The organism is Halomonas sp. 328 (assembly GCF_015645095.1).
In the GTDB taxonomy this organism is placed as follows: Bacteria; Pseudomonadota; Gammaproteobacteria; order Pseudomonadales; family Halomonadaceae; genus Bisbaumannia.
The window spans coordinates 24,785-47,064 of sequence record NZ_JADOTW010000017.1 but is presented as its reverse complement, the minus strand read 5'-3'; the positions used below and the strand labels follow the sequence as shown (position 1 = coordinate 47,064).

The following is a 22,280-nucleotide window of genomic DNA, read 5'->3' as shown; positions in this document are numbered from 1 at the left end:
CGCGCGCCACTACACAGGCAGCCAGGAGAGTGCCATGCAACTGGTGATCATCAGCGGCCGTTCCGGGTCGGGGAAATCGATCGCCCTCCAGGCCCTGGAAGATCTGGGCTTCTACGCCATCGACAATCTGCCGGCCATGCTGCTGGGCTCCCTGGTGGACGAACTGCAGGCCGACGAGGCGCGCTACGATGCCATCGCGGTCAGCATCGATGCCCGCAACCTGCCCGGCGCCCTGCGGCGTTTCCCGCAGTTGCTCGATGAGGTGTGCGATCGCGGCATCCAGCCCCAGATCGTCTACCTGACCGCCGATGCCCGCATCCTGCTGGAGCGCTACTCCCATACCCGGCGCCGCCATCCGCTGACCCGCAACAGCCAGATGACCCTGGCCGAGGCGATCGAGCGGGAGGAGCAGGCCCTGGGGGAGATCCGCGACCTGGCCGACCTGGTGGTGGACACCTCACGGCTGTCGCTTCACGACCTGCGCTCGCGCATCACCGAACAGGTGGCGGGCCACCAGGCCGGCCAACTGACCCTGACCCTGGAGTCCTTCGGCTTCAAGCGCGGCGTGCCCCTGGATGCCGATACCGTCTTCGATGCCCGTTGCCTGCCCAACCCCTACTGGGATCCGCGCCTGCGCGAGGCCACCGGCCGCGACGCTTCGGTGGTGAGCTTCCTCGAGGGCTACCCGGAGGTCGAAACCATGGCGCTGGATATCCAGCAGTGGCTGGAGCGCTGGCTGCCCGCCTACCAGGCCAGCCGGCGCAGCTATGTGACGGTGGCGGTGGGCTGTACCGGTGGCCAGCACCGCTCGGTCTACCTGGCCGAGCGCCTGGCGCGACACTTCGCGGCCACCTATCCGGGCCTGCGTCTTCGCCATCGGGAACTGGGCATTCACACCGACCTGGGAGAGCCAGATGCCAGCCCCCTGCAAGGAAGCTCGAGGAATGCCGAGCCGTGAGCTGACCCTGATCAACAAGCGCGGCCTCCACGCTCGCGCCGCCACCCGCCTGGTGCAGTGCTGCCAGGAGCATGACGCCCGGGTCACGGTCTCCCACCAGGGCCGTGACGCCGACGCCGCCAATATCATGGCCCTGCTGATGCTGGCCGCCCCCTGCGGCAGCCGCCTTACCATCAGCGCCGAGGGCAATGACGCCGAGGCGGTTCTCGAGGCCCTGGAGGCCCTGGTCGAGGCCCGCTTCGACGAAGGGGAGTAGTGCCGGCCGCGCCGAAGCTGGGTAGCCACCCAAGGTGAATCGCCCCCATGGCCAGGTCATGGGGGCGATTCGTTTCCAGCGTCAGGCTGACGCTGACGGCTCCGGGCGCAGCCCGGGTGGTGTCAAGCTCCGGGCGCAGCCCGTGTCGCGGCGAGGCGCTGCATCAGTTCCCGGGAGCGCAACGGGCGGCTGCCCAGCAGGGGGGCCAGGGCCGCCCGAGCCAGCCCCTTGGCGGGCCCCGCCAGCCCCGGTTCGCTCCAGTCACCCTGGGCCAGCAGGCGCAGGGTACGCCCATCCAGGCCCCCTTCTCCGAGGCGCACGAAGTGACGCGCCTCGGCCCGATAGCCGTAACGCCCCTGGGGGTCCAGCTCGGCGCCCCGCTCGTCGACATAGATCGGCGCCGCATCCAGGGCCTCCAGCAGGCTCAGCTCCAGGCGCCGCAGCGCCGGAGCGCGACGCTCCGGATAGGGCAACGCCTCGAGCAGCGCCCCATAGAAGGCGAACACCTCGGCCACCGGCAACTCCACCGGCAGGGCGCGGGTCAGCAGCTCGTTGGCATAGAAACCGCACAACAGGGCCTCGCCGGCCAGCAGCGCCGCCGCACCACGGCTCTCCATCAGTCCCAGGCGCTTGAGCTCGGCGTGACCGCTCCAGGTCAGGTGCAGGGGCGTAAAGGGCTGCAAGCGCCCACGGCTGCGGCTGCCGGGACGCTGCACGCCCCGCGCCACGGCGCGTACCCGACCGTGGTCCAGGGTGATCAGCTCCACCAGGGCACTGGTCTCCCGGTAGGGGCGCTTATGCAGCAGAAAGGCGGGTTGTGGCTGCATGGACGATCCTTCGGTAGCAGCAAGCGACAAGGCAGCCTGCATCCAGCCCTATGGGCAAGGGGCCTTGTCGCCCCTTGTGGCTTTCGGGGGTCCTCGCCTCTTGTCGCTGGGGCTTAGTCCAGATCGTAGCCCAGGCTCTTGAGCGCCCGGCTATCGTCGGACCAGCCGCGCTTCACCTTGACCCAGAGATTGAGCATGATCTTGGCACCGAAGGCCCGCTCCATCTCCAGACGCGCCTCGCGACCGATCTGCTTGATGCGCTCGCCCTTGTCGCCGATCAGGATCTTCTTCTGCCCGGGGCGCTCCACCAGGATCAGGGCACTGATATGGATCACCTTGCCGGTGTCGCGGAACTCCTCGATCTCCACCGTCATCTGGTAGGGCAACTCGTCGCCCAGCTGACGCATGATCTTCTCGCGCACCAGCTCCGCGGCCAGAAAGCGCTGGCTCTTGTCGGTGATCTGGTCTTCCGGATAGAAGTGGATGCTCTCCGGCAGGTGCTTGGCCACCTCCGCCTCCAGCTCCGGCACATTGGTGCCGTGCTTGGCGGAGATCGGCAGGATGGCGGCGAAATCGCGCTTGGCGCCCACCTTGGCCAGCCAGGGTAGCAGGCTGGCCTTGTCCTCCAGCCAATCCACCTTGTTGACCGCCAGGATCACCGGCGCCTTGACCTGGGCCAGCTTGTCCAATACCACCTGGTCCTCGTCGCTCCAGCGGGTGCGATCGATGATAAAGACCACGCAGTCCACGTCCCGCAGCGCCTGGGTGGCGGCCTGGTTCATGAAGCGATTGATCGCCTTGTTGCGATCCTTCGCCATGATATGCATCCCCGGGGTGTCCACGTAGATGAACTGCGCCTCCCCCTCGGTCTTGATGCCCATCACCTGATGGCGGGTGGTCTGGGGTCGCCGGGAGGTGATCGACACCTTCTGGCCGAGGATACGGTTCATCAGCGTCGACTTGCCCACATTGGGGCGACCGACGATGGCCACGAATCCACAGGTCTGGGTCATGACCGGGCTCCCTTGGGTTCGAGTTGGGCCAGGGCCTGCTCGGCGGCCTGCTGCTCGGCAAAGCGACGGCTGGAACCGACGCCCACGGTGGGGACATCCAGCATCTCCACCTGGCATTCGATGGTGAAGGTCTGGGCATGGGCCTCGCCCTCCACCGACAGCACCTCGTAGCGGGGCAGCGGCGACTGGCGGGACTGCAGGAACTCCTGCAGGCGAGTCTTGGGGTCCTTCTGGGTATCCTGCAGGTCGATGGCCTCCAGGCGGGTCCCGTACCAGGCCAGCACCCGGGCCTTGGCCACGTCCATGCCGGCATCCAGGAAGATGGCGCCGATCACCGCTTCCACGGCATCGGCGAGGATGGAGTCGCGGCGGTGTCCGCCGCTCTTCATCTCGCCGGAGCCGAGCCGCAGGCACTGGCCCAGCTCGAACTCCCGGGCCAGCTCGGCCAGGGTCTGGCCCTTGACCAGTCGCGCCCGCAGCCGCGACAGCTGGCCCTCGCGGGCCTCGGGGAAGCGCCGGAAGAGCGCCTCGGCGATCACGAAGTTGACGATGGAGTCGCCGAGAAACTCGAGCCGCTCGTTGTTCTTGCCGCCGTAACTGCGATGGGTCATGGCCAGTTCCAGCAGGGCGATATCGCCGAACGAGTGGCCGATGCGACGGCTGAAATCCTTCAGGGGGTTGCTCACGAAACTCCTGCTCTGTTGCTTGTCGGATGGCTCGCGGTCGGGCCGCGAACCATCGGGGGCTCCCCCCCTGATTACTGAATCCGCCGCACGCTGGTAAAGCTGGGCAGGCCGCCGTCCCAGTGCATCCATACCGCGAAGGCACGGCCGACGATATTCGCTTCCGGCACGAAACCCCAGTAGCGACTGTCGTTGGAGTGATCCCGATTGTCGCCGATGGTGAAGTAGTGCCCCTCGGGCACCACCACTTCCCGCACCTGCGGGCCAGGGTCCTGAGGATTATTGTAGATAAGGTGACCGCGTTCGCCTAAGCGCTCTTCGAGGAGCAGCTCCCGGGGCGCCGTGGCCGGCCCCTCCTCCAGCAGCGTCTTGGGCACCGCCTCGCCGTTGATGTAGAGCTGCTTGCCCTCATAGCGCACGCGATCGCCGGGCAGCCCCACCACCCGCTTGATGAAATTCACCGAGGGCTCACTGGGGAAACGGAACACCATCACATCGCCCCGCTGCGGCTCGCCCAGCTCGACGATACGCGTGTGAGTCACCGGCAGCCGCAGGCCATAGGCGTACTTGTTGACCAGGATGAAGTCGCCCACCTCCAGGGTCGGCCGCATGGAACCGGAGGGGATCTGGAAGGGCTCCACCAGGAAGCTGCGCACCACCAGCACCACCAGCAGCACCGGGAAGAAGGAGCGCGCATAGTCGACGGGCCAGGGCTCCTTGAGCAACCGCTCGCGGGCCTCGCCCGCCAGGGGCTCCTGGGCCTCGGCCTCCACCGCGCTCAGACGCGCCAGGCGGCCACGCCGCCACCACAGCCGATCGGCCAGCCAGATCAGGCCGGTGACGGCCACGGCCACCACCAGCAACAGCGAAAAGTCCATTCAATGTTTCCTAGTCATTGACCTTGAGTACCGCCAGGAAGGCATCCTGGGGAATCTCCACCCGGCCCACCTGCTTCATGCGCTTCTTGCCCGCCTTCTGCTTCTCGAGCAGCTTCTTCTTGCGGGATACGTCGCCACCGTAACACTTGGCGGTGACGTTCTTGCGCAGCGCCTTGACGGTGGAGCGGGCCACCACCTGGCCGCCGATGGCGGCCTGGATCGCCACGTCGAACATCTGCCGCGGGATCAGTTCCTTCATCTTCTCGACCAGGATGCGCCCCCGGGAGTGGGCATGATCCCGGTGGATGATCACCGCCAGGGCATCCACCCGGTCGCCGTTGATCAGCACATCCAGGCGCACCAGCTTGGCGGCCTCGAAGCGCTCGAAGTTGTAGTCCAGGGAGGCATAGCCCTTGGAGATCGACTTCAGGCGATCGAAGAAGTCCATCACCACCTCGGACATGGGCAGCTCGTAGATCAGCTGGATCTGGCTGCCGAGGAACTGCATGTCCTTCTGGGTGCCGCGGCGATTCTCGCACTCGGCGATGACGTTGCCGACGAACTCCTGGGGCACCAGGATGCTGGCCCGGACGATGGGCTCGCGCATCTCCTCCACGTCGGCCATGTCCGGCAGCTTGGAGGGGTTGGAGACGTAGCGCACCTCGCCATTCTTCATGGCCAGTTCATAGACCACGGTGGGCGCGGTGGTGAGCAGGTCGAGATCATACTCGCGCTCGAGACGCTCCTGGATGATCTCCATGTGCAGGGTGCCGAGGAAGCCGACCCGGAAGCCGAAGCCCAGGGCATCGGAGTTCTCCGGCTCGTACTCGAGGGAGGCATCGTTGAGCGCCAGCTTCTCCAGGGCGTCGCGGAAGTCCTCGTAGTCGTCGGCGCTGACCGGGAACATCCCCGCATAGACCTGGGGCTTGACCTTCTGGAAGCCGGGCAGGCGCTCCACGTCCGGGGTCTTGGCGTGGGTGATGGTATCCCCCACCGGGGCCCCGTGGATGTCCTTGATGCCGGCGACGATAAAGCCCACCTCGCCGGCCCGCAGCACATTGGTCTCCTTGCGCAGCGGCGTGAAGATGCCCACCTCGTTGGCCTGCCAGTCGCGGCCGGTGGACTTGATGCGGATCTTCTCGCCCTTCTTGAGGGTACCGTCGAAGATCCGCACCAGGGACACCACCCCCAGGTAGTTATCGAACCAGGAGTCGATGATCAGCGCCTGCAGCTGGCCATCGGGATTCCCCTTGGGCGGCGGGATATCGCGCACCAGGCGCTCCAGCAGCGCCTCCATGCCGAGGCCGCTCTTGGCGGAGACCTGGCAGGCGTCGGTGGCATCGATGCCGATGATCTCCTCGATCTCCTGGGAGACCTTGTCCGGGTCGGCCTGGGGCAGGTCCATCTTGTTGAGTACCGGCAGCACCTCGAGGCCCTGCTCCACGGCGGTATAGCAGTTGGCCACCGACTGGGCCTCGACGCCCTGGGCGGCGTCCACCACCAGCAGGGCCCCCTCGCAGGCGTAGAGCGAGCGGGACACCTCGTAGGAGAAGTCCACGTGCCCGGGGGTATCGATGAAGTTGAGCTGGTAGGTGTTGCCGTCCTCGGCCTGGTAGTCGAGGGTCACCGACTGGGCCTTGATGGTGATGCCCCGCTCCCGCTCGATGTCCATGGAGTCGAGGACCTGCTCCTTGAGCTCCCGATCACTCAGGCCGCCACACAGCTGGATGATCCGATCCGACAGGGTGGACTTGCCATGATCGATGTGGGCGATGATGGAGAAGTTGCGTATATGACTGAGTTCTTTACGGGTGTCTTGGCTGCTCATGCACTCGGATCCGATTCGTGTGGGCGCTCCTGTCCGTGACGACCATGCCACCTGTCCGGGGGATCGCGCCGAAAGCGATGCGCGCATTGTACCGGCATGGCCGCGGCTTGGACAGCGAGGCCCGAGACGCATCGGGGCCCCGTGGGGCCCCGATGACTCACCAGGAGCGACTCAGCGCCGCTCGAGGCGCAGCGCCACATAGAGGGAGCGCCCGTCTCGATAGAGGCGCACCGGCACCGCGCGACCGCCCTCCTGATCCGCCACCGCGGCGACCAGGTCATCCGCGGAGGCAATGGGGCGGTGATCCACCGAGACGATGATATCGCCACCGCGAATGCCCGCTTCGTAGGCGGCGCCATCGGGATCGACCTGGCGCACCCGGACGCCGGCCTCGATGCCCAGGCGCTCGCGCTCGGCGGCGCCGACCTCACCGACCACCAGGCCCAGCCGTCCGGCGCCTTCTTCCTTGCCGGCGGCGCTGGCCAACTCGGCATCCGGCCAGGCGCCCACGGTCACCGTCAGTTCCTGCTCGGCACCATCGCGCATCACCGTCAGCGCCACCTCGTTGCCCGGGCTGACCCGGCCGATCAGCCGCGGCAGGTGGCTGGAACGCTCCACCTCCTCGCCATCCACGGCGACGATCACGTCCCCGGCCTGGACGCCGTCGCGGCGTGCCGGCCCTTCGGGGTCGAGATCGGCGATCAGGGCGCCCCGCGGCGAGTCGAGGCCGAAGGACTCGGCCAGGTCACGGGAGACCGGCTGGATCACCACGCCCAGCCAACCGCGACTGACGCGACCATCGGCACGCAGCTGGTCGGCGATATTCATCGCCACATTGATGGGAATGGCGAAGGAGAGCCCCATGAAGCCGCCGCTGCGGGTAAAGATCTGGGAGTTGATGCCCACCACTTCACCATCCAGGTTGAACAGGGGGCCCCCGGAGTTGCCCGGGTTGATGGCCACGTCGGTCTGGATAAAGGGCACATAGGCATCCCGCGGCAGGGTGCGGTTGATGGCGCTGACGATACCCGCGGTCACCGAGTGATCGAAGCCGAAGGGCGAGCCGATGGCGGCCACCCACTCGCCCACCTGCAAGGCATCGGAATCGCCGAGGGCCAGGGTCGGCAGCCCCTCGGCCGCCACCTTGAGCAGGGCCACATCGGTCTGGGGATCGGCTCCCACCACCTCGGCCGGAAGCTCGCGACGGTCATTGAGGCGCACCAGGATCTCGTCGGCGCCCTCCACCACATGGGCATTGGTCAGGATGTAGCCGTCGGCATCGATGATAAAGCCGGAGCCCAGGGAGTGGCGCTCCTGGCCCCGCTCGCGCCCGGAGCCCCCGGGGGGCATCGGGAACTGGTCACCGAAGAAGCGCCGGAAGATCTCCGGCAGCTCCTCGCCGGGCCCGTAGAACTGTTGCTGCCGGGAGGGCACCACCCGGGTCGTGGAGATGTTCACCACTCCGGGGGCGGCCTCCGCCACCAGGGTGGTGAAATCGGGTAACTCACGGGCCTGGGCCGAAGACCAGGCCAACAGGGTGACCAGTATCAGTAGCCAAGCGGAGACGAGATGGCGAATGGGTTGCATGAAAGGCTCCTGCGATAATCGAGACGAGAGAAACCACGACCAACACCAAGGGAAAACGCCTAGCCGGGCGGCTCATGCAGCCGGGGTCGGTAGCGGGCACCATGGTAGCGGGCCACCAGGCGAGTCAGGCCAGCCCCCAGGGCCAGCCCGGCCCCCAGGGCCAGGATCACCACGGGACTGTCGGCACCGAAGCGCGCCTCGCCCCAGGCGCCGCCCCCCAGGGCAGCGACCAGCGGCAAGCCATAGAGCACGAGAGCCCCCTGCACCAGGCCTCGGGCCGGCAGGGCCACCCGTACCCGCTCCCCGGGAGCGAGGGGCCGGTCGCTATCGATGGCCAGGCGCCGGGGGCGACTACCCCGCCAGCGGGCCCAGAGACCGGTGCCACACCCCTGGCTGGCGGCACAGCCCCGGCAGCCCGCCAGGGGAGTGAACTCGACCCAGGCGCCCCCTTCGAAGGGGGCCACCACCTGCCCCTCGGCGATCAGTAACCGAGACGCGGCGTCCATCTCACGGCTCCTCGCTCTGCCATCGCAGGCGCTCCACCACCTGCAACAGCACCCGGGGCGGCACCTCGCCCAGGGCCACGATCTGCATGGGGCGTCCCCCCAGTTCGCGGTGATGAACCGCCGCATAGGAGATCCCGAGGCGATGCAGCCCGGGGGCCAGGCGCGGGTGCTCATCGGTCAAGGGTTCGACGAAGAGGCTCAGGCTGGAGAGGCCATCGCTATAGACCCGGTGCCCCACCCGCTCGCCATGCAGGCTGCTGGTGGTGACCACCGGCTGAGCCACATAGCCCGGTGGCAACCAGCCGGGGCGCCAGGTCTCGGGGGGGGCTTCACGCAAGGCGTCGAGACGCACCCGGCCATCATAGAGGCGGGGCCGTTCGAGCTCGGTCAATTGGAAGGTCTCCAGGACCCGCCCCTCCACGTCGAGGAGTTCCTGCTTGAGGGGCAGGCCGGTGTCGCGATCGAGCCACAGGCGCTGCCCATAGCGCATGGCATCCAGGGGCTCGATATCCAGGCGCTGGGCATCGCGACCGGCCACCCGCTCGTCGCCGGCCAGGCGCAGGCGGTAGAAATTATCGAGATGGGCCATGATGGCATCCGGCGAGGCGGGGACCTCGCTGCCGGGCTCGGCCCAGCCGCCACGGCCGATGCGCCCCAGGCGCTCATAGGTCTGGGGTGGCCCGTCCAGGTAGTGGGCCACCTCCCGTTGCAGGCCATCCTCGACCTGATGGCTCAGCGCCAGGGCGCGCACCCCCTCGCCGCTGATACGCACCGCCCGCGCCTCGAAGAGGTAACAGTGATTGGCCCAGAGGCTGCGCTCGAACCAGGCCGCCGGCGTGTCCGGGACCGGCGTGGCATCCAGTACCCGACAGTCGAAACCGGGCTCATCGGCCTGGGCCAGGCTCCCCCAACCCAGGGAGAGGCCCAGCAACATGCCCTGACCGAGCCGCTTCCATGGCCATGCCTGCATCAGCGCTGCCCTTGCCACTCGTTACCGGAAGCGCGCAACAGGGGCATCCAGGCATCGCCACTGCGATAGGCACTGCCCTGGGCGTGGCGATCCAGGTAGGACTGCAGGATCAACGCCTGCTGCTGGTCATTGCGCTGGGACTGCCGCGAATTGGGCGTCAGCCAGGGAGACTCGGCGCCCACCGTCATCAGCGGCGAGCCGGCGGCCTGAGCGCCGCCCTGCCCCTGGAAGAGCGGCAGGTCCACCAGAGAGGGACGTGCCGTCGCGGGGCTCGCCGCGGCGGGCGCCTCGCTGGCGGCCATCTCGGGACCGGCCACCTCCTGGCTGTTATAGACCTGCACCCCGGTGATCACCGCCAGGGAGACCCCGGCGGCCACGGCGGCGCGACCGGCCCAGGAGAAGAGGCCTCGCCGCGGTGCTGCGACCGCTCGACCGGGCGCCGGCTCGCCTTCGAGGCGGGCCAGAATACCGGCGGAGAGGTCAGTATCGGAGGCCACTTCGGGCTCACGGCGCATGACGCTGCGGGCCAGATGATAACGTCGCCAGGCATCGGCCGCTTGCGGCTCGCTCTCCAGCGACTTCAGGACACGGCGCAACTCCAGATCGTCACCCTCATCGTCCATCAAGGCGGACAATGACTCCCGCGTGTTCTGCTTCATTACCTCTACCCTCACACTCGACACGGCATAATGCCTATGAACGGTCCCGGGCCCGACGGCCCCCCAGCGTTACTCGCGGGCGACCGGGTCACCCTGCGCGAAATTGTCGCAACCTTTGGCACTTCCTCTGACGCCAAGGACCGCCAACAGTTCAGCCACCTGGCAAAAGATTCGCCTCGCCTCACTCGGAGATCATGTCCTGGGTCCGCGAGGTGGTCACCAACGGCTGAATATGACGATCCACCGCTTCCCGGGCGCGGAAGATCCGCGAGCGCACCGTGCCCACCGGGCAGTCCATCACATTGGCGATATCCTCGTAGGAGAGGCCATCGAACTCGCGCAGGGTGATGGCGGTGCGCAGGTCCTCGGGGAGCTGCTCGATGGCCTCGAAGACCGCCGCCTCCAGTTGATCCCGAGCCATGGAAGCCTCCGGCGATTCGGTATCGGAGAGCCGGCCGCTATGATCGAGGATCTCGGCATCGACGATATCCAGATCGCTGCCCGGCGGCCGCCGCCCCCGGGAGACCAGGTGATTCTTGGCGGTATTGATGGCGATGCGGTACATCCAGGTATAGAAGGCGCTCTCGGCGCGGAACTTGCCCAGCGCCCGGTAGGCCTTGATAAAGGCCTCCTGGGCCACGTCCTGAACCTCGGCCTGATCGTGCACATAGCGCCCGATCAGGCCAAGAATCTTGTGCTGGTACTTCTTGACCAGCAGATCGAAGGCCCGAGTGTCGCCCTGCTGCGCCCGCTCGACGAGGCGCTGGTCGGTTTCCCGGTTGCCCATTACCCCCTCCCCATCCGGGCGGCGCATGGCGCCAGGGGAGATGGCGCGGCCTGACTGATGGGGAGAGTGACAAGGGGGGGCATCATAGACGTCGACCTTAACCTGGCAGGAGTGATGGATTAGCGTAAGTGTTCCTGTTTATCGGCATTCCATCAAGCGGCATGCGCGCAACTCACGAGGGGGTGGGACTGCGCCGACGGCGGCGAGTTCCATGGTACGATTGATTTCCGCCTAGACGGCGAGCGATAGTAGAAGCCTACTCGGACACACCCTTATATTACCGCGCGATTCATCACAGGTAGCCGCATGTCACAACAGCAGGTCAACAATCTCAATGTTCTTGCCCAGGACGTCCTGATCACCCCCGAGGCCCTCAAGCAGGAGATTCCCCTGACCGAGGAGGCCGAACGCAGCGTGATCGAGGGACGCCGGGCCATCCAGCGCATCCTCGACGGCGAGGACCCGCGCCTGCTGGTGGTGGTGGGGCCCTGCTCCATCCATGACGTGGACGCCGCCCTGGACTATGCCCGCCGCCTGCGCCGCCTGGCCGACGAGGTCAAGGAGAGCCTGCTGATCGTGATGCGCGTCTACTTCGAGAAGCCGCGCACCACCGTGGGCTGGAAGGGGCTGATCAACGACCCCCATATGAACGACTCCTTCGAGATCGAGGAGGGGCTGCATATCGCCCGCCGCCTGCTGGTGGAGCTCTCCGAGATGGGCCTGCCCCTGGCCACCGAGGCGCTGGACCCGATCTCTCCCCAGTACCTGCAGGACTGCATCAGCTGGTCCGCCATCGGCGCCCGTACCACCGAGTCCCAGACTCACCGCGAGATGGCCTCGGGGCTCTCCTGCCCGGTCGGTTTCAAGAACGGTACCGACGGCAGCCTGGACGTGGCCATCAATGCCCTGCAGTCGGTGGCCCACCCGCACAACTTCCTGGGCATCGACCAGGGGGGCCAGGTGGCGATCATCCGCACCCGCGGCAACGCCTACGGCCATGTGGTGCTGCGCGGCGGCAACGGCAAGCCCAACTATGACAGCGTCAGCGTGGCACTCGCCGAGCAGGAACTGAAGAAGGCCGGCCTCAAGCCCAACATCATGGTCGACTGCTCCCACGCCAACTCCAACAAGGACCCGGCCCTGCAGCCCCTGGTCCTGGAGAACGTCACCAACCAGATCCTCGAGGGCAACCACTCCATCATGGGCCTGATGGTCGAGTCCAATATCGGCTGGGGCAACCAGAAGGTACCGGCGGATCGCAGCCAACTGCAGTACGGCGTCTCCATCACCGATGCCTGCATCGACTGGGATGCCACCGAAGAGGCCATGCATCGCATGGACGAGAAGCTCAAGCCGGTGCTGCCGACGCGCCAGCGCGCTTGATCCCTCCCCCCCCTAACGACAGGGCCCGCCAACTGGCGGGCCCTGTCGTTTTCGGCCAGGGCAACGAGCTGGGCCTAGCCCTGGCGCACCCCGTCGATCTCGCGCACGAAGGGCGGCAGGGCATCGAGCAGGGCACGCCCATAGCGGCGGGTCAGCACCCGGCGATCGAGCAGGGTGATGCGCCCGGCGTCGGCCTCCTTGCGAATCAACCGCCCGCAGGCCTGCACCAGCTTGATGGAGGCGTCCGGCACGCTGATGCGCATGAAGGCGTTGCCGCCGCGGCTCTCGATCCACTCCGCCAGGGTCGCCCCCACCGGATCGTCGGGCACCGCGAAGGGCAGCCGGGTGATCACCACATGGGTCAGGTAGGCGCCGGGCAGGTCGATGCCCTCGGCGAAGCTGGCCAGGCCGAAGATGATGCTGCCCTGCCCCTGATCCACCCGCGCCCGGTGGCGCTCGATCAGCTCGCGCTTGGGCAGGCGGTCCTGGGCCAGCACCCGCTCGGCCAGCGACTTGGGCAGGGCCTTCTCCACGGCGCGCAGCTGGGCCCGGGAGGAGAACAGCATCAGCACCGCCTCGTCGGCGCCGAGACCGCCGATAAAGTCGAGGATCGCCGCCTCGTGGGCCTCGCGATTGCCCGGGTCCACCGCCTCCCGGGGCACGCTGAGCACCGCCCGGGAGTAGTCGAAGGGGCTGGGCAGGCGCTGGTAGCGGTAGCGATTGGCCAGGCCGGCGCGCTCCTGGAGGCGCTCGAAGCGCCCCAGGGCGGTCAGCGTGGCCGAGGTGACCACGGCGCCATAGCAGCTGCCCCAGAGGTGCCGGGCCAGGGTCGACGCCGCCGACACCGGGCTCGCCGAGATCGCCAGCTCCGGCTCCCCCTGGAAGCGCTCGAAGGTCAGCCAACGGGCCCGGGGCGGCTCGGCGGGGTCGTCCTGCTCGGCGAAGGCCAGCCACAGGGCATGGGCCTCCAGGGCCCGGCCATGCAGCAGGGCCACCAGGGGCAGCCAGGCCTCGGCCTGCTCCCGGGGCAGGCCGGTGGACTTCTCCGGGTCGAGGCTCTCGCGGAGGATATCCGCCATGCTCTCCAGGGTGCGGCTCATCTCGGCGAATACCGGTACCAGGGCGGCGGCTTGATCGCGCAGGGCCTGGGGCGCCTCGCCCATGGGGAAGCGGTGGTGCTGGGCGCTCTCGCCGGCCCCCTCCGGTAGCTCGGCGAGCTGGTGGGCCAGGCCGAACACCTCGCCGAGGCGCGGCTCCAGCACCGCCAGGGCCTCCGGCAGGGTCGCCAGCAGGCGCGCCAGGGTGGGCTGCACGGCGAGCGCCGCATTGAGCTCGGTGAGCGACTTCTTGAGGGTGGAAAGCCAGCGCAGGGCGCCGTTGACGGCGAAGCGATGGGTAAAGTGCTCGACCGCCTTGTCCGGCAGGTGGTGCCCCTCGTCGAAGACATAGATGCACTCGCCGGGGGCCGGCAGCACCACCCCGCCGCCCAGGGCCAGGTCCGCCAGCACCAGGTCGTGGTTGGCGACGATGACATCGGCGCCCTCCAGGCGCCGCCGGGCGCGGAAGAAGGCGCAGGCGGAGAAGTGACCGCAGCGACGATTGGTGCACTGGCGATGGTCGATGGTCAGGCGCCGCCAGTGGGCGTCGTCGATGGCCTCGGGCCAGGCGTCGCGATCGCCCTCCCAGTGCCCGCCGCCATAGGACTCGCCCATGGCCTTGGCCAGGGCCTGGAAGTCGTCGCCGCTGTCGAGGGCCTGCTCGAAGAGCGCCAGGGTGGGATTCTCCTCGCCGCCCTCCAGGGCCTGGTCGAGGCGCGCCACGCAGAGGTAGCGCCCGCGCCCCTTGGCCAGGGCGAAGTCGAACTCGAGGCCGCTATGGGTCTTGAGCAGCGGCAGGTCCTGGTGCAGGACCTGTTCCTGGAGGGCCACGGTGGCGGTGGCCACCACCAGGCGCTTGCCGCGAGCCTTGGCCACCGGCAGGGCCGCCAGCAGGTAGGCCAGGGTCTTGCCGGTGCCGGTGCCCGCCTCCAGCACGCAGATGTGCTCGTCGCTGAGCCGCTTGCCGGCCTCATCGGCCTGGATACCGGCCAGGGTGCGGGCGATCTCGGCGATCATCAGCCGCTGCCCGTAGCGGGGCGTCAGCTCGAGCCCCTCCAGCAGGCGCCGGTAGGCGGTCTGGATCTCGCCCTTCAAGGCCTCGTCAAGCATAAGCATCCAAGCTGTAAGCCTTAAGCCTTAAGCCGTAAGAGAAACACATTCCAGCAGAGCCCAACCTGGCTGAATAAGCGGATACGCCGAAGCTGCAAGCCCTTTACTTAAGGCTTACAGCTTATAGCTTCCAGCTGCCGTTAGAGCAGGCCTTCCGGCGGATGCTCGCAGGGCAGCTTGGCGTCGATATAGCGCTCGATCTCCGGCAGCGAGAAGGCATCTTCCTCGCCCACGAAGCTGATCGAGACGCCCTTGGCGCCGGCCCGGCCGGTACGGCCGATACGGTGAACGTAATCCTCCGGATCCTCCGGCAGGGTGTAGTTGATCACGTGACTGACGTCATCGATATGCAGGCCGCGGCCGGCCACGTCGGTGGCCACCAGCACCTGCACTTCCCCCTCGCGGAAACGCTCCAGGGTCGTGATGCGCTGATTCTGGGGCACATCGCCGGAGAGCATGGCCACGTTGATGCCGGCCTGACGCAGCAGCTCGTCGAGCTTGCGCACCAGGTCGCGGCGGTTGCCGAAGACGATGACCCGCTCGAAGCTCTCCTGCTGCAGCAGCTTGACCAGCAGGCGCTGCTTGTCGGCATCGCTGAGCATATAGACGCGTTGGTCGATATCCGCCTGATTATCGACGGTGACGGCGATCTCCACCTGGGCCGGCTCGTGGGTCCACTGACTGGCCAGGTTGAGGATGTCCTCGGTGAAGGTGGCCGAGAAGAGGAAGGTCTGGCGCTCCTCCTTCTTGGGGGTATGGCGAATGATGCGCTTGACGTCGGGGATAAAGCCCATGGAGAGCATGCGATCCGCCTCGTCGAGCACCAGCACCTCGACCTGGGTCAGGTCGACGTCCCGCTTCTCGTGGAAGTCGAGCAGCCGCCCCGGCGTCGCGACCAGGATATCGAGCTTCTTGCCCAGGCTGTCGCGCTGCTTCTGGTAGTCCATGCCACCGACGACGCTGGCCACATTGAGCTGGGTGAAGCGGGCCAGGGCCTTGGCATCCTTCTCGATCTGCAGCGCCAGCTCACGGGTCGGCGCGACGATCAGCGCCCGGGGCGCGCCGGGCTTCTGGCCATCCGGCGCCTCCTCCTCGAGGAAATAGGCAAGGATCGAGATCAGGAAGGCCGCGGTCTTGCCGGTGCCGGTCTGGGCCTTGCCCACCACGTCGCCCCCCAGCAGGGTCTTGGCCAGGGCCTCGGCCTGGATCGGGGTGCAGTATTCGAAGCCCAGGGCGTGGATGGCCCGCATCAGGGGCAGCGGCAGATCGAAATCATGAAAGCGCCACTTGCCCGCCACCGCCGGCACCTGGAACTGGCGCAGGTCCCAGCCGGATCCGGACTTGCGCGGCTTGCGACGCCGACGCTTGGGTTTGCGGTTCTGGGCCGACTGCGGCGCCGCTGCTGTGGGGTTATCCGACTCGCTCATAGGCTGTGATTCTGTCCCAAATCGTTCAGTGGATGTGGCCTGGCGACATGCCCGGGCGATTCCAAGCCCGCTATTGTAGCAGGGCTTGGCCGTCAGGGCTCGCCAAGCTGTCTCAGGCACCGGCCGCCCTGCTAGAATAGGCGGCCAACGCGCAATGGAGCCGCTACTCATGACCCGCAAGAAGAAGACTCGCTCCCTGGCCGACCGGGTGACCATCCGCACCGGCCGGCGCAAGGACTACAAGAAGTGGCGCCACGAGAACCCCGACGAGGTGGGGTCGTCGCAACGCTTCCAGCAGAAGAAGGCCGACCAGCGCAAGCGTCAGGCGGAGCGCAAGCAGGCCCGCCAGGAGCAGGCCCCGCGGATCGAGATTCACCCACAGCGCCCCGCCAAGGACGACGAATGATGCGCCTGGTGTCCTTCAATATCAACGGCATCCGTGCCCGCCTCCATCAGTTGGAGGCGCTGGTGACGAATCAGCGCCCGGCGCTGATCGGCCTGCAGGAGACCAAGGTGGATGATCCGGAGTTTCCCCGCGAGGCGGTGGAGGCCCTGGGTTATCGCGTCGTCTACCATGGCCAGAAGGGGCACTACGGGGTGGCGCTGATGATCGACCTCGCCCAGTGTGGCGAGCCGGAGGCCATCCACTACGGTTTCCCGGATGATGCCGACGAGGCCCAGCGACGGATGATCGGGGTCCGCCTGCGCCCCGGCGGCGGTGAGCCGCTGACGGTATGGAACGGCTACTTCCCCCAGGGGGAGAATGTCGACCACCCGGTGAAGTTTCCCCATAAGCGCCACTTCTATGCTCAGCTGAAGCGGCTGCTGACCGAGGATCACCGCCCGGAGGAGCGCCTGGCGATCATGGGCGACTTCAATATCTCCCCGGAGGATATCGACATCGGCATCGGCGAGGCCAACCGCAAGCGCTGGCTCCGCGAAGGCAAGACCAGCTTCCAGCCGGTGGAGCGGGAGTGGCTCGAGGGCATCAAGGCCTGGGGCCTGGTGGACAGCTACCGGATCCGCTACCCGGAAGTGGATGATCGCTTCAGCTGGTTCGACTATCGCTCCAAGGGCTTCGATCGCGAGCCCAAGCGGGGCCTGCGCATCGACCATATCCTGGTCACCGCGCCCCTGGCGGAGCGGGTCGAGGATGCCGGCATCGACTACGTCCTGCGCGGCATGGAGCGGCCCTCGGATCACGCCCCGGTGTGGACCGAGCTGGCCCTCTAATCGACCCCGTCGGGCGCGCTCGCCTCGGCTCGCTTACCCGACCTGCGACATGCCACTAGGGGCCTAATCCAGGGCTTGATCAAGGGTCTCGGCGGGAGCCAAAGCGGCCAGCCAGGCCTCGGCCCGCGCCTCCCCCAGGGCCGCCGCCCGCCCCCAGGCATCGGCGGCGACCTCGTCCCGCCCCCAGGCATAAGCCAGCCGCCCCAGGTCGAGCCAATCCTCGGCCAGGCCACTGGCCTCGGCCAGCGCATGCCAGGCATCCAGGGCGCGCTCGCGGTCCCGGGCCGCTTCCCAGGCCTGGGCCAGCAGGCGCCGATACTCGAGACGCTCCTCCAGGGCCCCCTCGGCCAGGGCGGCCTCCAGCAGCTCGGCGGCCCGGGCCGGGGTGCCCCCGGCCAGGTGCAGGCGAACCCGCTGCTCGAGATCCTCGCTGCCGGCGAAGATGCCTTCCCGCCAGGCCGCCTCCCAGAGGGCCGCGGCCTGGACATGGCGACCCAGCCGCTGGGCCAGCCCCACGGCACGGCGCCAGGTCTCGGCGTCGGCCCCTTCCTCGAGCCGCGCCTCCAGGCGTGCCAGGGCCTCGCCTCCACGGCCGGCGCGCTGGTAGACGGTGGCGGCCAGGGCCTGCTGGCGGGGCGAGCCGCCTTCCGGTAACCAGTCGGCGGCGGCCTCCCAGCGCTCCAGCTCGGCCAGGGCACGCACCAGGCGCCAGCGGGGCGCCCGCTCCCCAGGGTGATTCCGTACCCAGGCCTCCAGCAGCTCGGCGCCCTGGGCGGTCTGCCCCGCGGCCAGCCGCAGCTCGGCCTCCTGGCGCAACCAGCGGCCACGGCGCTCGCCGTCGCTGACCAGCGCACGCGCCTGGGCCAAGTGATCGGCGGCGGCGGCGTGGCGACCGGCGCTGGCCTCGCCACGGGCGGCCAGCTGAGCATAGAGGGCGGCGGCCCACCGGTCGGCGGCATTGCCGGCCACCAAGCGCTCGACCTGGGCGGCGGCGCGCTCGGCCACCGCCGCCCCCTCCCCCGCCGACAGGCGCTGCTGCAAGGCCTCCAGATCACGGATGGTGGCCCCGGGCAACGCCGGCTCGGCCAACGCCGGGGTGGCAAGGAGGCTAAGTATCAGCAGTATCGAGAGCGAAAGAGATCGGAACATCGGCAGGCTTACCTTAGCTGGAATTCCAGCCCATGGATGGGGGCAGCGAGCGCCGCCACCAGGGGCGCGAAAGCGATCGGAACACCGGCAGGCTTACCTTAGCTGGAATTCCAGCCGCTGCTGGGCCCGACGCAGCCCCTGGGCCGGCTCGAAGCGCCAGCGGGCCACCGCCTGACGAGCGGCGCGATCGAAGACGTTACGCGGCTGGGCCGAGATCACCTGAATGGAGTCGGCATCCACGCTGCCATCGGCACGAATCAAGAAGCGCAGTTCCACATGGCCCTCGATGCCACGCCGCTGGGCCCGGCTGGGGTAATCCGGCGGCACGCGACTGGTGGGAGCCAGGGCCCCCACCTCCACCGGGGCGGCACTGGGCTGGCCCTGGGCCGGGGCCCCGGCGGGTTCGGCCGGCGCCTCGCTGGGGCTAGGCGCCGGATTCGGCGCCGGCGCTGGGCTCGGCTCGGGCGTGGGTTCCGGGCTCGGCTCGGGCACGGGATCAGGGCGCGCCTCCACCAGCTCCGGCAAGGGCTCATCGAACTCCACCGGCTCGACCTCCTGGGGCGGCAGCTCCGGCTCCGGCAGGCTGACCGGACTCGCCTGGGGGGGCGCCGGCTCGGGCAGCGGTGGGGGCGGCGCGACCTCCGCCGGCGGCGGCGCCTCGGCGGCGACCTCCTCGGGCACGGCCTCGGGGGCCTCCACCAGGTTCATGCTCAGGGGGGCATCGAGGACGTCGATCTCCGCCTCCGGCGGCGCCACCAGCAGCGCCAGCAGCCAGAACAGCAGCAGCGCCAGGGCGGCTCCGCCCAGCGCCGAGACGGGCACCCGGGTCATGAACCACTCCGGGTGGCGGCCACCGCCACCTGCTCCACCCCGGCCTCGCGAATGCGGTCCATCACCTCGATCAGCAGGCCGGTGGCGGCCTCGCGATCGGCCTGGATCACCACCGAGCCATCGCCGCTGACCAGCCCCGCCACGCTGTCGCCGACCCGGTGCCGGTCCACGGCCCACCCATCCACCCAGACCGCCCCCTCGGCGGTGATGGCCACCATCACCTGGGCATCCGCCTGGGGCGAGGCGGCACTCGATTCGGGGCGCTGGATCTCGACCCCGCTCTCCTTGATGAAACTGGTGGTGACGATAAAGAAGATCAACATGATAAAGACCACGTCCAGCATGGGGGTCAGGTTGACTTCATTGGCGTCGCCGCCATCGGCGACGAGACGGCGCCTACGCATGACGTTCCTCCACGGCCCGAGCCAGGCGATCGTGCAGACGCTGGTCCTCGCGGCGAATGATATGTTCCAGGCGGCTGGTGAAGAGCAGTCCCACCACCGCCACGGCCATGCCGGTGAGGGTGGGCAGGGTGGCCCGAGCCACCCCATCGGCCATGGCCCGAGCCTGGCCACTGTCGCTCAGCGCCAGGCTGTCGAAGACGCTGATCATGCCGGTGACGGTGCCCAGCAGCCCGAGCAGCGGACAGAGCCCCACCAACAGCCTGAGCCAGGGAAGCGGGCGACGCAGGCGGCGCAGCAACGCCTGGGTCCAGGCCTCGCGCAGGGCCAGGGCGCTCCAGCTAGTGTGGTCGGGCCGCGCCACCCAGCCGCGAATCAACTCGCGCCGGGCGCGGCGGTAGGTGATGCGAAAGTACCAGACCCGCTCCACGGCCATGGCGAAGAGCAGCATGGCCACCAGGGCAATCACCACCAGCACCGCCCCGCCCGCCTCGACCAGGCGTTCCAGGGGTTCAAGCCAGAGCGGCATCACGACGCTCGCGCTCCCGGGTCTGGGGGGCAACGTCGCCACGCCCCTCGAGGTGCTCGGCCAGGGCGGCACTGGCCAGCCCCTCCACTACCCCGGCCAATTGACGACTGCGGGCGCTCAGGGCGGTATGGGCGAAGAGCAGCGGCACGGCGGTGATCAGCCCCAGCACGGTGGTGACCAGGGCCTGGCTGATGCCGCCGGCCATCAACTGAGGATCGCCGGTACCGAAGACGGTGATCGCCTGGAAGGTGACGATCATGCCGGTCACGGTGCCCAGCAGCCCCAGCAACGGCGCCACCGCGGCCAGCAGCTTGACCAGCGGCTGGCCCCGCTCCAGGCGCGGCAGCTCGGCCAGCACCGCCTCGTCGAGGCGCGCCTCCAGGGCCTCCGGCACCGGGCGAGACTCCTCACCGGAGAGGGCGCGGAAACGTGCCAGCACCCGCCCCAGGGGGTTGTCGTCACGCAACTCGCCCAGGTCGCGACGCTGGCGACGCACCGCCAGGCTCACCCGCAGCAGGTAGGCGTACTGCAGTACCGCCACCAGCAAGCCGGCAATGCCGAGGGCTACCACCACATAGCCCACCGCACCGCCTTGATGGAAACGCTCCCAGAGGCTCGGCTGCTGGGCCAGGGCCGCCAGTACCTGCCCATGGGTGGGATCGATGGCAAGCCGCCGCGACTCGCCGGCGTGGAAGGCGGCCAGCTCCGCGACGACATCACGCGGGGCGCCCTCGGCGATCGCCAGGGCCGCATCCCCCGCCCCGAAGCGCAACAGGGCCTCGGGAGTAAAGGCGGCGAAATCGCCCAGGCGCACGATCGGGCGTTGACGAATCTCGCCGTCCACCCCGGCCACCGGCGCCTCGAAACGCACCACGCGGGCGGTCTCGGCGGTCAGCCCCATCAGGGCATCAGCGAAGGCTTCCACATCGCTGAGCGCCAGCACCTCTTCCCCTTCCAGGCGCGGCGGCAAGTCGGCACCGGCGATACCGACCCAGCTCTCCGCCAGGTCATCGCGCAGCTCACCGCTATGGCGAGCCAGGCTGGCGAGGATGCTGGAGAGCCCGGCATCCTGCTCGGCCTGACGCTCGGCCAGGGCCTCGCGACGGGCCTCGAGCCGCGCCTCGCGCTCGGCGAGCGCCTGGTGGCGCGCCTCGACCTCGGCATGACGCTCCCGTGCCGCCTGCAGGGCCTCACCCAGGGCCTCCCGGTCGTCCAGCAGCTCGGCCAGACGCGCCTGGTCGCGGGCCTCGGCGGCCTCTCGCTCGGCACGCAGGCTACTCGCCGGCTCGCCGCCCACCTGGGCCTGGGCCTGGGCCGGCGCCAGCAAGCCGATGACCAGCCAGGCACTCAGCAACCCGATGGCACCACGTCGCAACAGGGTCATGCGTCATCCTCCGCCAGCTGATTCTCCAGGGGCTGAGAAACCGGCAGCCGTAGCAACTCCGGCGCCCTCTGGTCACGGGCCATGCGTAACCCCTGGCGCACCTGGCGTCGCTCGGCGTCCTCCAGGGCAGCCCACTCCCCCGACTCCGCCAGCCAGACGCCGCCCTGGCGACCGTCCGGTGTCAGGTAGTAGAAACCGACGCGCCCCAGGCGCAGGAAGTCCACCTCGCGGCGCGCCTGATCGTCGTTCAGGTAGCCACGCCAGGCATCCATCTCGCGCCCATAGTCGAGCTCGCTGCGCCAGGCGGCCAGGATGCGTTCCAGGCGTTCGGCGTCATTGAGGTCGGGGTCGACGAGGCTGGCCTCCAGGCTGGCGACCCGGGCTCGGCGTTGCTCGACCAGGAAAGGCAGGTCGGCGTCGATCCAGGCGTCGAGGCGCTCGATCAGGGCCTCCTGCAACTCGGGCAGGGCGTCACGGGTGTCATGCAGGGCATCGAGGGCCGCCTCGCGCCGATCGAGGCGCTCGGCGCGGGTCTCGAGTCCCGGCGCCAGGCGCTCGCTTGCCTGCCTCAGGCGGCGGGTTTCCCCCTCCAGGCGGCGCAGCTCTTCGAGCATGGCGCGACTCTCGTCATCGGCGCCATCGATGCGCGCCTGCAGCGCCGCCTGAGTCCGCTGGGCCTCCAGGCTCTCGGCCAGGGGCGTCTCCGCCAACGTAGGCAGGGCCAGGGTCAGGAACAGGATTCCCCCCAGCCCGCGGGCACGCCATGACTCTCTGGCGGTCATCT

General features: G+C 68.7%; 23 protein-coding genes. 5 read left to right on the top strand and 18 right to left on the bottom strand.

Annotated features, from left to right (window positions below; translation table 11 throughout):
* The first annotated feature begins 34 nt into the window (after positions 1–34).
* Together rapZ and IHD13_RS10245 are read left to right on the top strand one after the other, a co-directional pair.
* Positions 35–958, top strand: a complete 924-nt coding sequence (gene rapZ, locus IHD13_RS10250; RefSeq protein ID WP_195860950.1) for an RNase adapter RapZ — start codon at positions 35–37, stop codon at positions 956–958.
* Entirely contained in the window at positions 945–1,214 is a 270-nt protein-coding gene (locus IHD13_RS10245; protein ID WP_195860949.1) for an HPr family phosphocarrier protein, read from the top strand. Before rapZ ends, IHD13_RS10245 begins: the two co-directional genes overlap by 14 nt.
* Before the next feature lie 122 nt (positions 1,215–1,336).
* Here the strand turns inward: IHD13_RS10245 and recO are convergent, their stop codons facing one another.
* The 10 genes from recO to rpoE all read right to left on the bottom strand — a co-directional run bounded on the left by recO (position 1,337) and on the right by rpoE (position 10,952).
* A complete protein-coding gene (recO, locus tag IHD13_RS10240) occupies positions 1,337–2,041 on the bottom strand; it encodes a DNA repair protein RecO (protein WP_195860948.1) in 705 nt (234 codons plus the stop codon).
* A 113-nt stretch (positions 2,042–2,154) separates the two neighbouring features.
* Positions 2,155–3,054, bottom strand: a complete 900-nt coding sequence (gene era / locus IHD13_RS10235) for a GTPase Era (RefSeq protein WP_195860947.1) — start codon at positions 3,052–3,054, stop codon at positions 2,155–2,157.
* Positions 3,051–3,740 carry a ribonuclease III gene (gene rnc, locus IHD13_RS10230; RefSeq protein ID WP_195860946.1) on the bottom strand — a complete coding sequence of 230 codons (690 nt, stop codon included), beginning with the start codon at positions 3,738–3,740 and terminating at the stop codon, positions 3,051–3,053. The genes era and rnc overlap by 4 nt, the downstream gene beginning before the upstream one ends.
* Before the next feature lie 71 nt (positions 3,741–3,811).
* On the bottom strand, positions 3,812–4,615 hold the full coding sequence (gene lepB, locus IHD13_RS10225; protein ID WP_195860945.1) for a signal peptidase I: 804 nt from the start codon (positions 4,613–4,615) through the stop codon (positions 3,812–3,814).
* A 10-nt stretch (positions 4,616–4,625) separates the two neighbouring features.
* On the bottom strand, positions 4,626–6,443 hold the full coding sequence (gene lepA, locus IHD13_RS10220) for a translation elongation factor 4 (protein ID WP_195860944.1): 1,818 nt from the start codon (positions 6,441–6,443) through the stop codon (positions 4,626–4,628).
* Between the two features lie 171 nt (positions 6,444–6,614).
* Complete coding sequence (locus tag IHD13_RS10215) at positions 6,615–8,030, bottom strand: DegQ family serine endoprotease (RefSeq protein WP_195860943.1); 1,416 nt, start codon at positions 8,028–8,030, stop codon at positions 6,615–6,617.
* 59 nt (positions 8,031–8,089) lie between these two features.
* Positions 8,090–8,536 (bottom strand): SoxR reducing system RseC family protein, encoded by a 447-nt coding sequence (locus IHD13_RS10210; protein ID WP_195860942.1) that lies wholly within the window; start codon positions 8,534–8,536, stop codon positions 8,090–8,092.
* Between the two features lies 1 nt (position 8,537).
* Positions 8,538–9,506: a MucB/RseB C-terminal domain-containing protein gene (locus IHD13_RS10205; protein ID WP_230086243.1), complete on the bottom strand. Its 969-nt coding sequence runs from the start codon at positions 9,504–9,506 to the stop codon at positions 8,538–8,540.
* A complete protein-coding gene (locus IHD13_RS10200; protein WP_195860941.1) occupies positions 9,506–10,165 on the bottom strand; it encodes a sigma-E factor negative regulatory protein in 660 nt (219 codons plus the stop codon). The genes IHD13_RS10205 and IHD13_RS10200 overlap by 1 nt, the downstream gene beginning before the upstream one ends.
* Before the next feature lie 181 nt (positions 10,166–10,346).
* Positions 10,347–10,952, bottom strand: a complete 606-nt coding sequence (rpoE, locus tag IHD13_RS10195) for an RNA polymerase sigma factor RpoE (RefSeq protein ID WP_195860940.1) — start codon at positions 10,950–10,952, stop codon at positions 10,347–10,349.
* A gap of 306 nt (positions 10,953–11,258) precedes the next feature.
* Here rpoE and IHD13_RS10190 point away from each other — a divergent pair, with 306 nt between their 5' ends.
* Positions 11,259–12,335, top strand: coding sequence for a 3-deoxy-7-phosphoheptulonate synthase (locus IHD13_RS10190; RefSeq protein ID WP_195860939.1), 1,077 nt, complete (start codon positions 11,259–11,261; stop codon positions 12,333–12,335).
* 74 nt (positions 12,336–12,409) lie between these two features.
* Here IHD13_RS10190 and dinG read toward each other — a convergent pair whose 3' ends face one another.
* A complete protein-coding gene (gene dinG, locus IHD13_RS10185) occupies positions 12,410–14,542 on the bottom strand; it encodes an ATP-dependent DNA helicase DinG (RefSeq protein ID WP_195860938.1) in 2,133 nt (710 codons plus the stop codon).
* A 140-nt stretch (positions 14,543–14,682) separates the two neighbouring features.
* Positions 14,683–15,969, bottom strand: a complete 1,287-nt coding sequence (rhlB, locus tag IHD13_RS10180; RefSeq protein WP_195860937.1) for an ATP-dependent RNA helicase RhlB — start codon at positions 15,967–15,969, stop codon at positions 14,683–14,685.
* 169 nt (positions 15,970–16,138) lie between these two features.
* On the opposite strand from rhlB, the gene IHD13_RS10175 reads away from it, so the two are divergent.
* Positions 16,139–16,375: a hypothetical protein gene (locus IHD13_RS10175; RefSeq protein ID WP_195860936.1), complete on the top strand. Its 237-nt coding sequence runs from the start codon at positions 16,139–16,141 to the stop codon at positions 16,373–16,375.
* Positions 16,375–17,202, top strand: coding sequence for an exodeoxyribonuclease III (gene xthA / locus IHD13_RS10170; protein WP_195860996.1), 828 nt, complete (start codon positions 16,375–16,377; stop codon positions 17,200–17,202). Before IHD13_RS10175 ends, xthA begins: the two co-directional genes overlap by 1 nt.
* Positions 17,203–17,265: 63 nt before the next feature.
* Here the strand turns inward: xthA and IHD13_RS10165 are convergent, their stop codons facing one another.
* From IHD13_RS10165 to IHD13_RS10140, 6 genes are all read right to left on the bottom strand, one after another.
* A complete protein-coding gene (locus IHD13_RS10165; protein WP_195860935.1) occupies positions 17,266–18,351 on the bottom strand; it encodes a hypothetical protein in 1,086 nt (361 codons plus the stop codon).
* A gap of 93 nt (positions 18,352–18,444) precedes the next feature.
* A complete protein-coding gene (locus IHD13_RS10160) occupies positions 18,445–19,182 on the bottom strand; it encodes an energy transducer TonB (protein WP_195860934.1) in 738 nt (245 codons plus the stop codon).
* A complete protein-coding gene (locus IHD13_RS10155) occupies positions 19,179–19,586 on the bottom strand; it encodes an ExbD/TolR family protein (RefSeq protein WP_195860933.1) in 408 nt (135 codons plus the stop codon). The genes IHD13_RS10160 and IHD13_RS10155 overlap by 4 nt, the downstream gene beginning before the upstream one ends.
* Complete coding sequence (locus IHD13_RS10150; RefSeq protein ID WP_195860932.1) at positions 19,579–20,112, bottom strand: MotA/TolQ/ExbB proton channel family protein; 534 nt, start codon at positions 20,110–20,112, stop codon at positions 19,579–19,581. The genes IHD13_RS10155 and IHD13_RS10150 overlap by 8 nt, the downstream gene beginning before the upstream one ends.
* Positions 20,096–21,496, bottom strand: a complete 1,401-nt coding sequence (locus IHD13_RS10145; protein ID WP_195860931.1) for a MotA/TolQ/ExbB proton channel family protein — start codon at positions 21,494–21,496, stop codon at positions 20,096–20,098. Before IHD13_RS10145 ends, IHD13_RS10150 begins: the two co-directional genes overlap by 17 nt.
* Complete coding sequence (locus tag IHD13_RS10140) at positions 21,493–22,278, bottom strand: DUF3450 domain-containing protein (RefSeq protein WP_195860930.1); 786 nt, start codon at positions 22,276–22,278, stop codon at positions 21,493–21,495. Before IHD13_RS10140 ends, IHD13_RS10145 begins: the two co-directional genes overlap by 4 nt.
* Between the last annotated feature and the right edge of the window lie 2 nt (positions 22,279–22,280).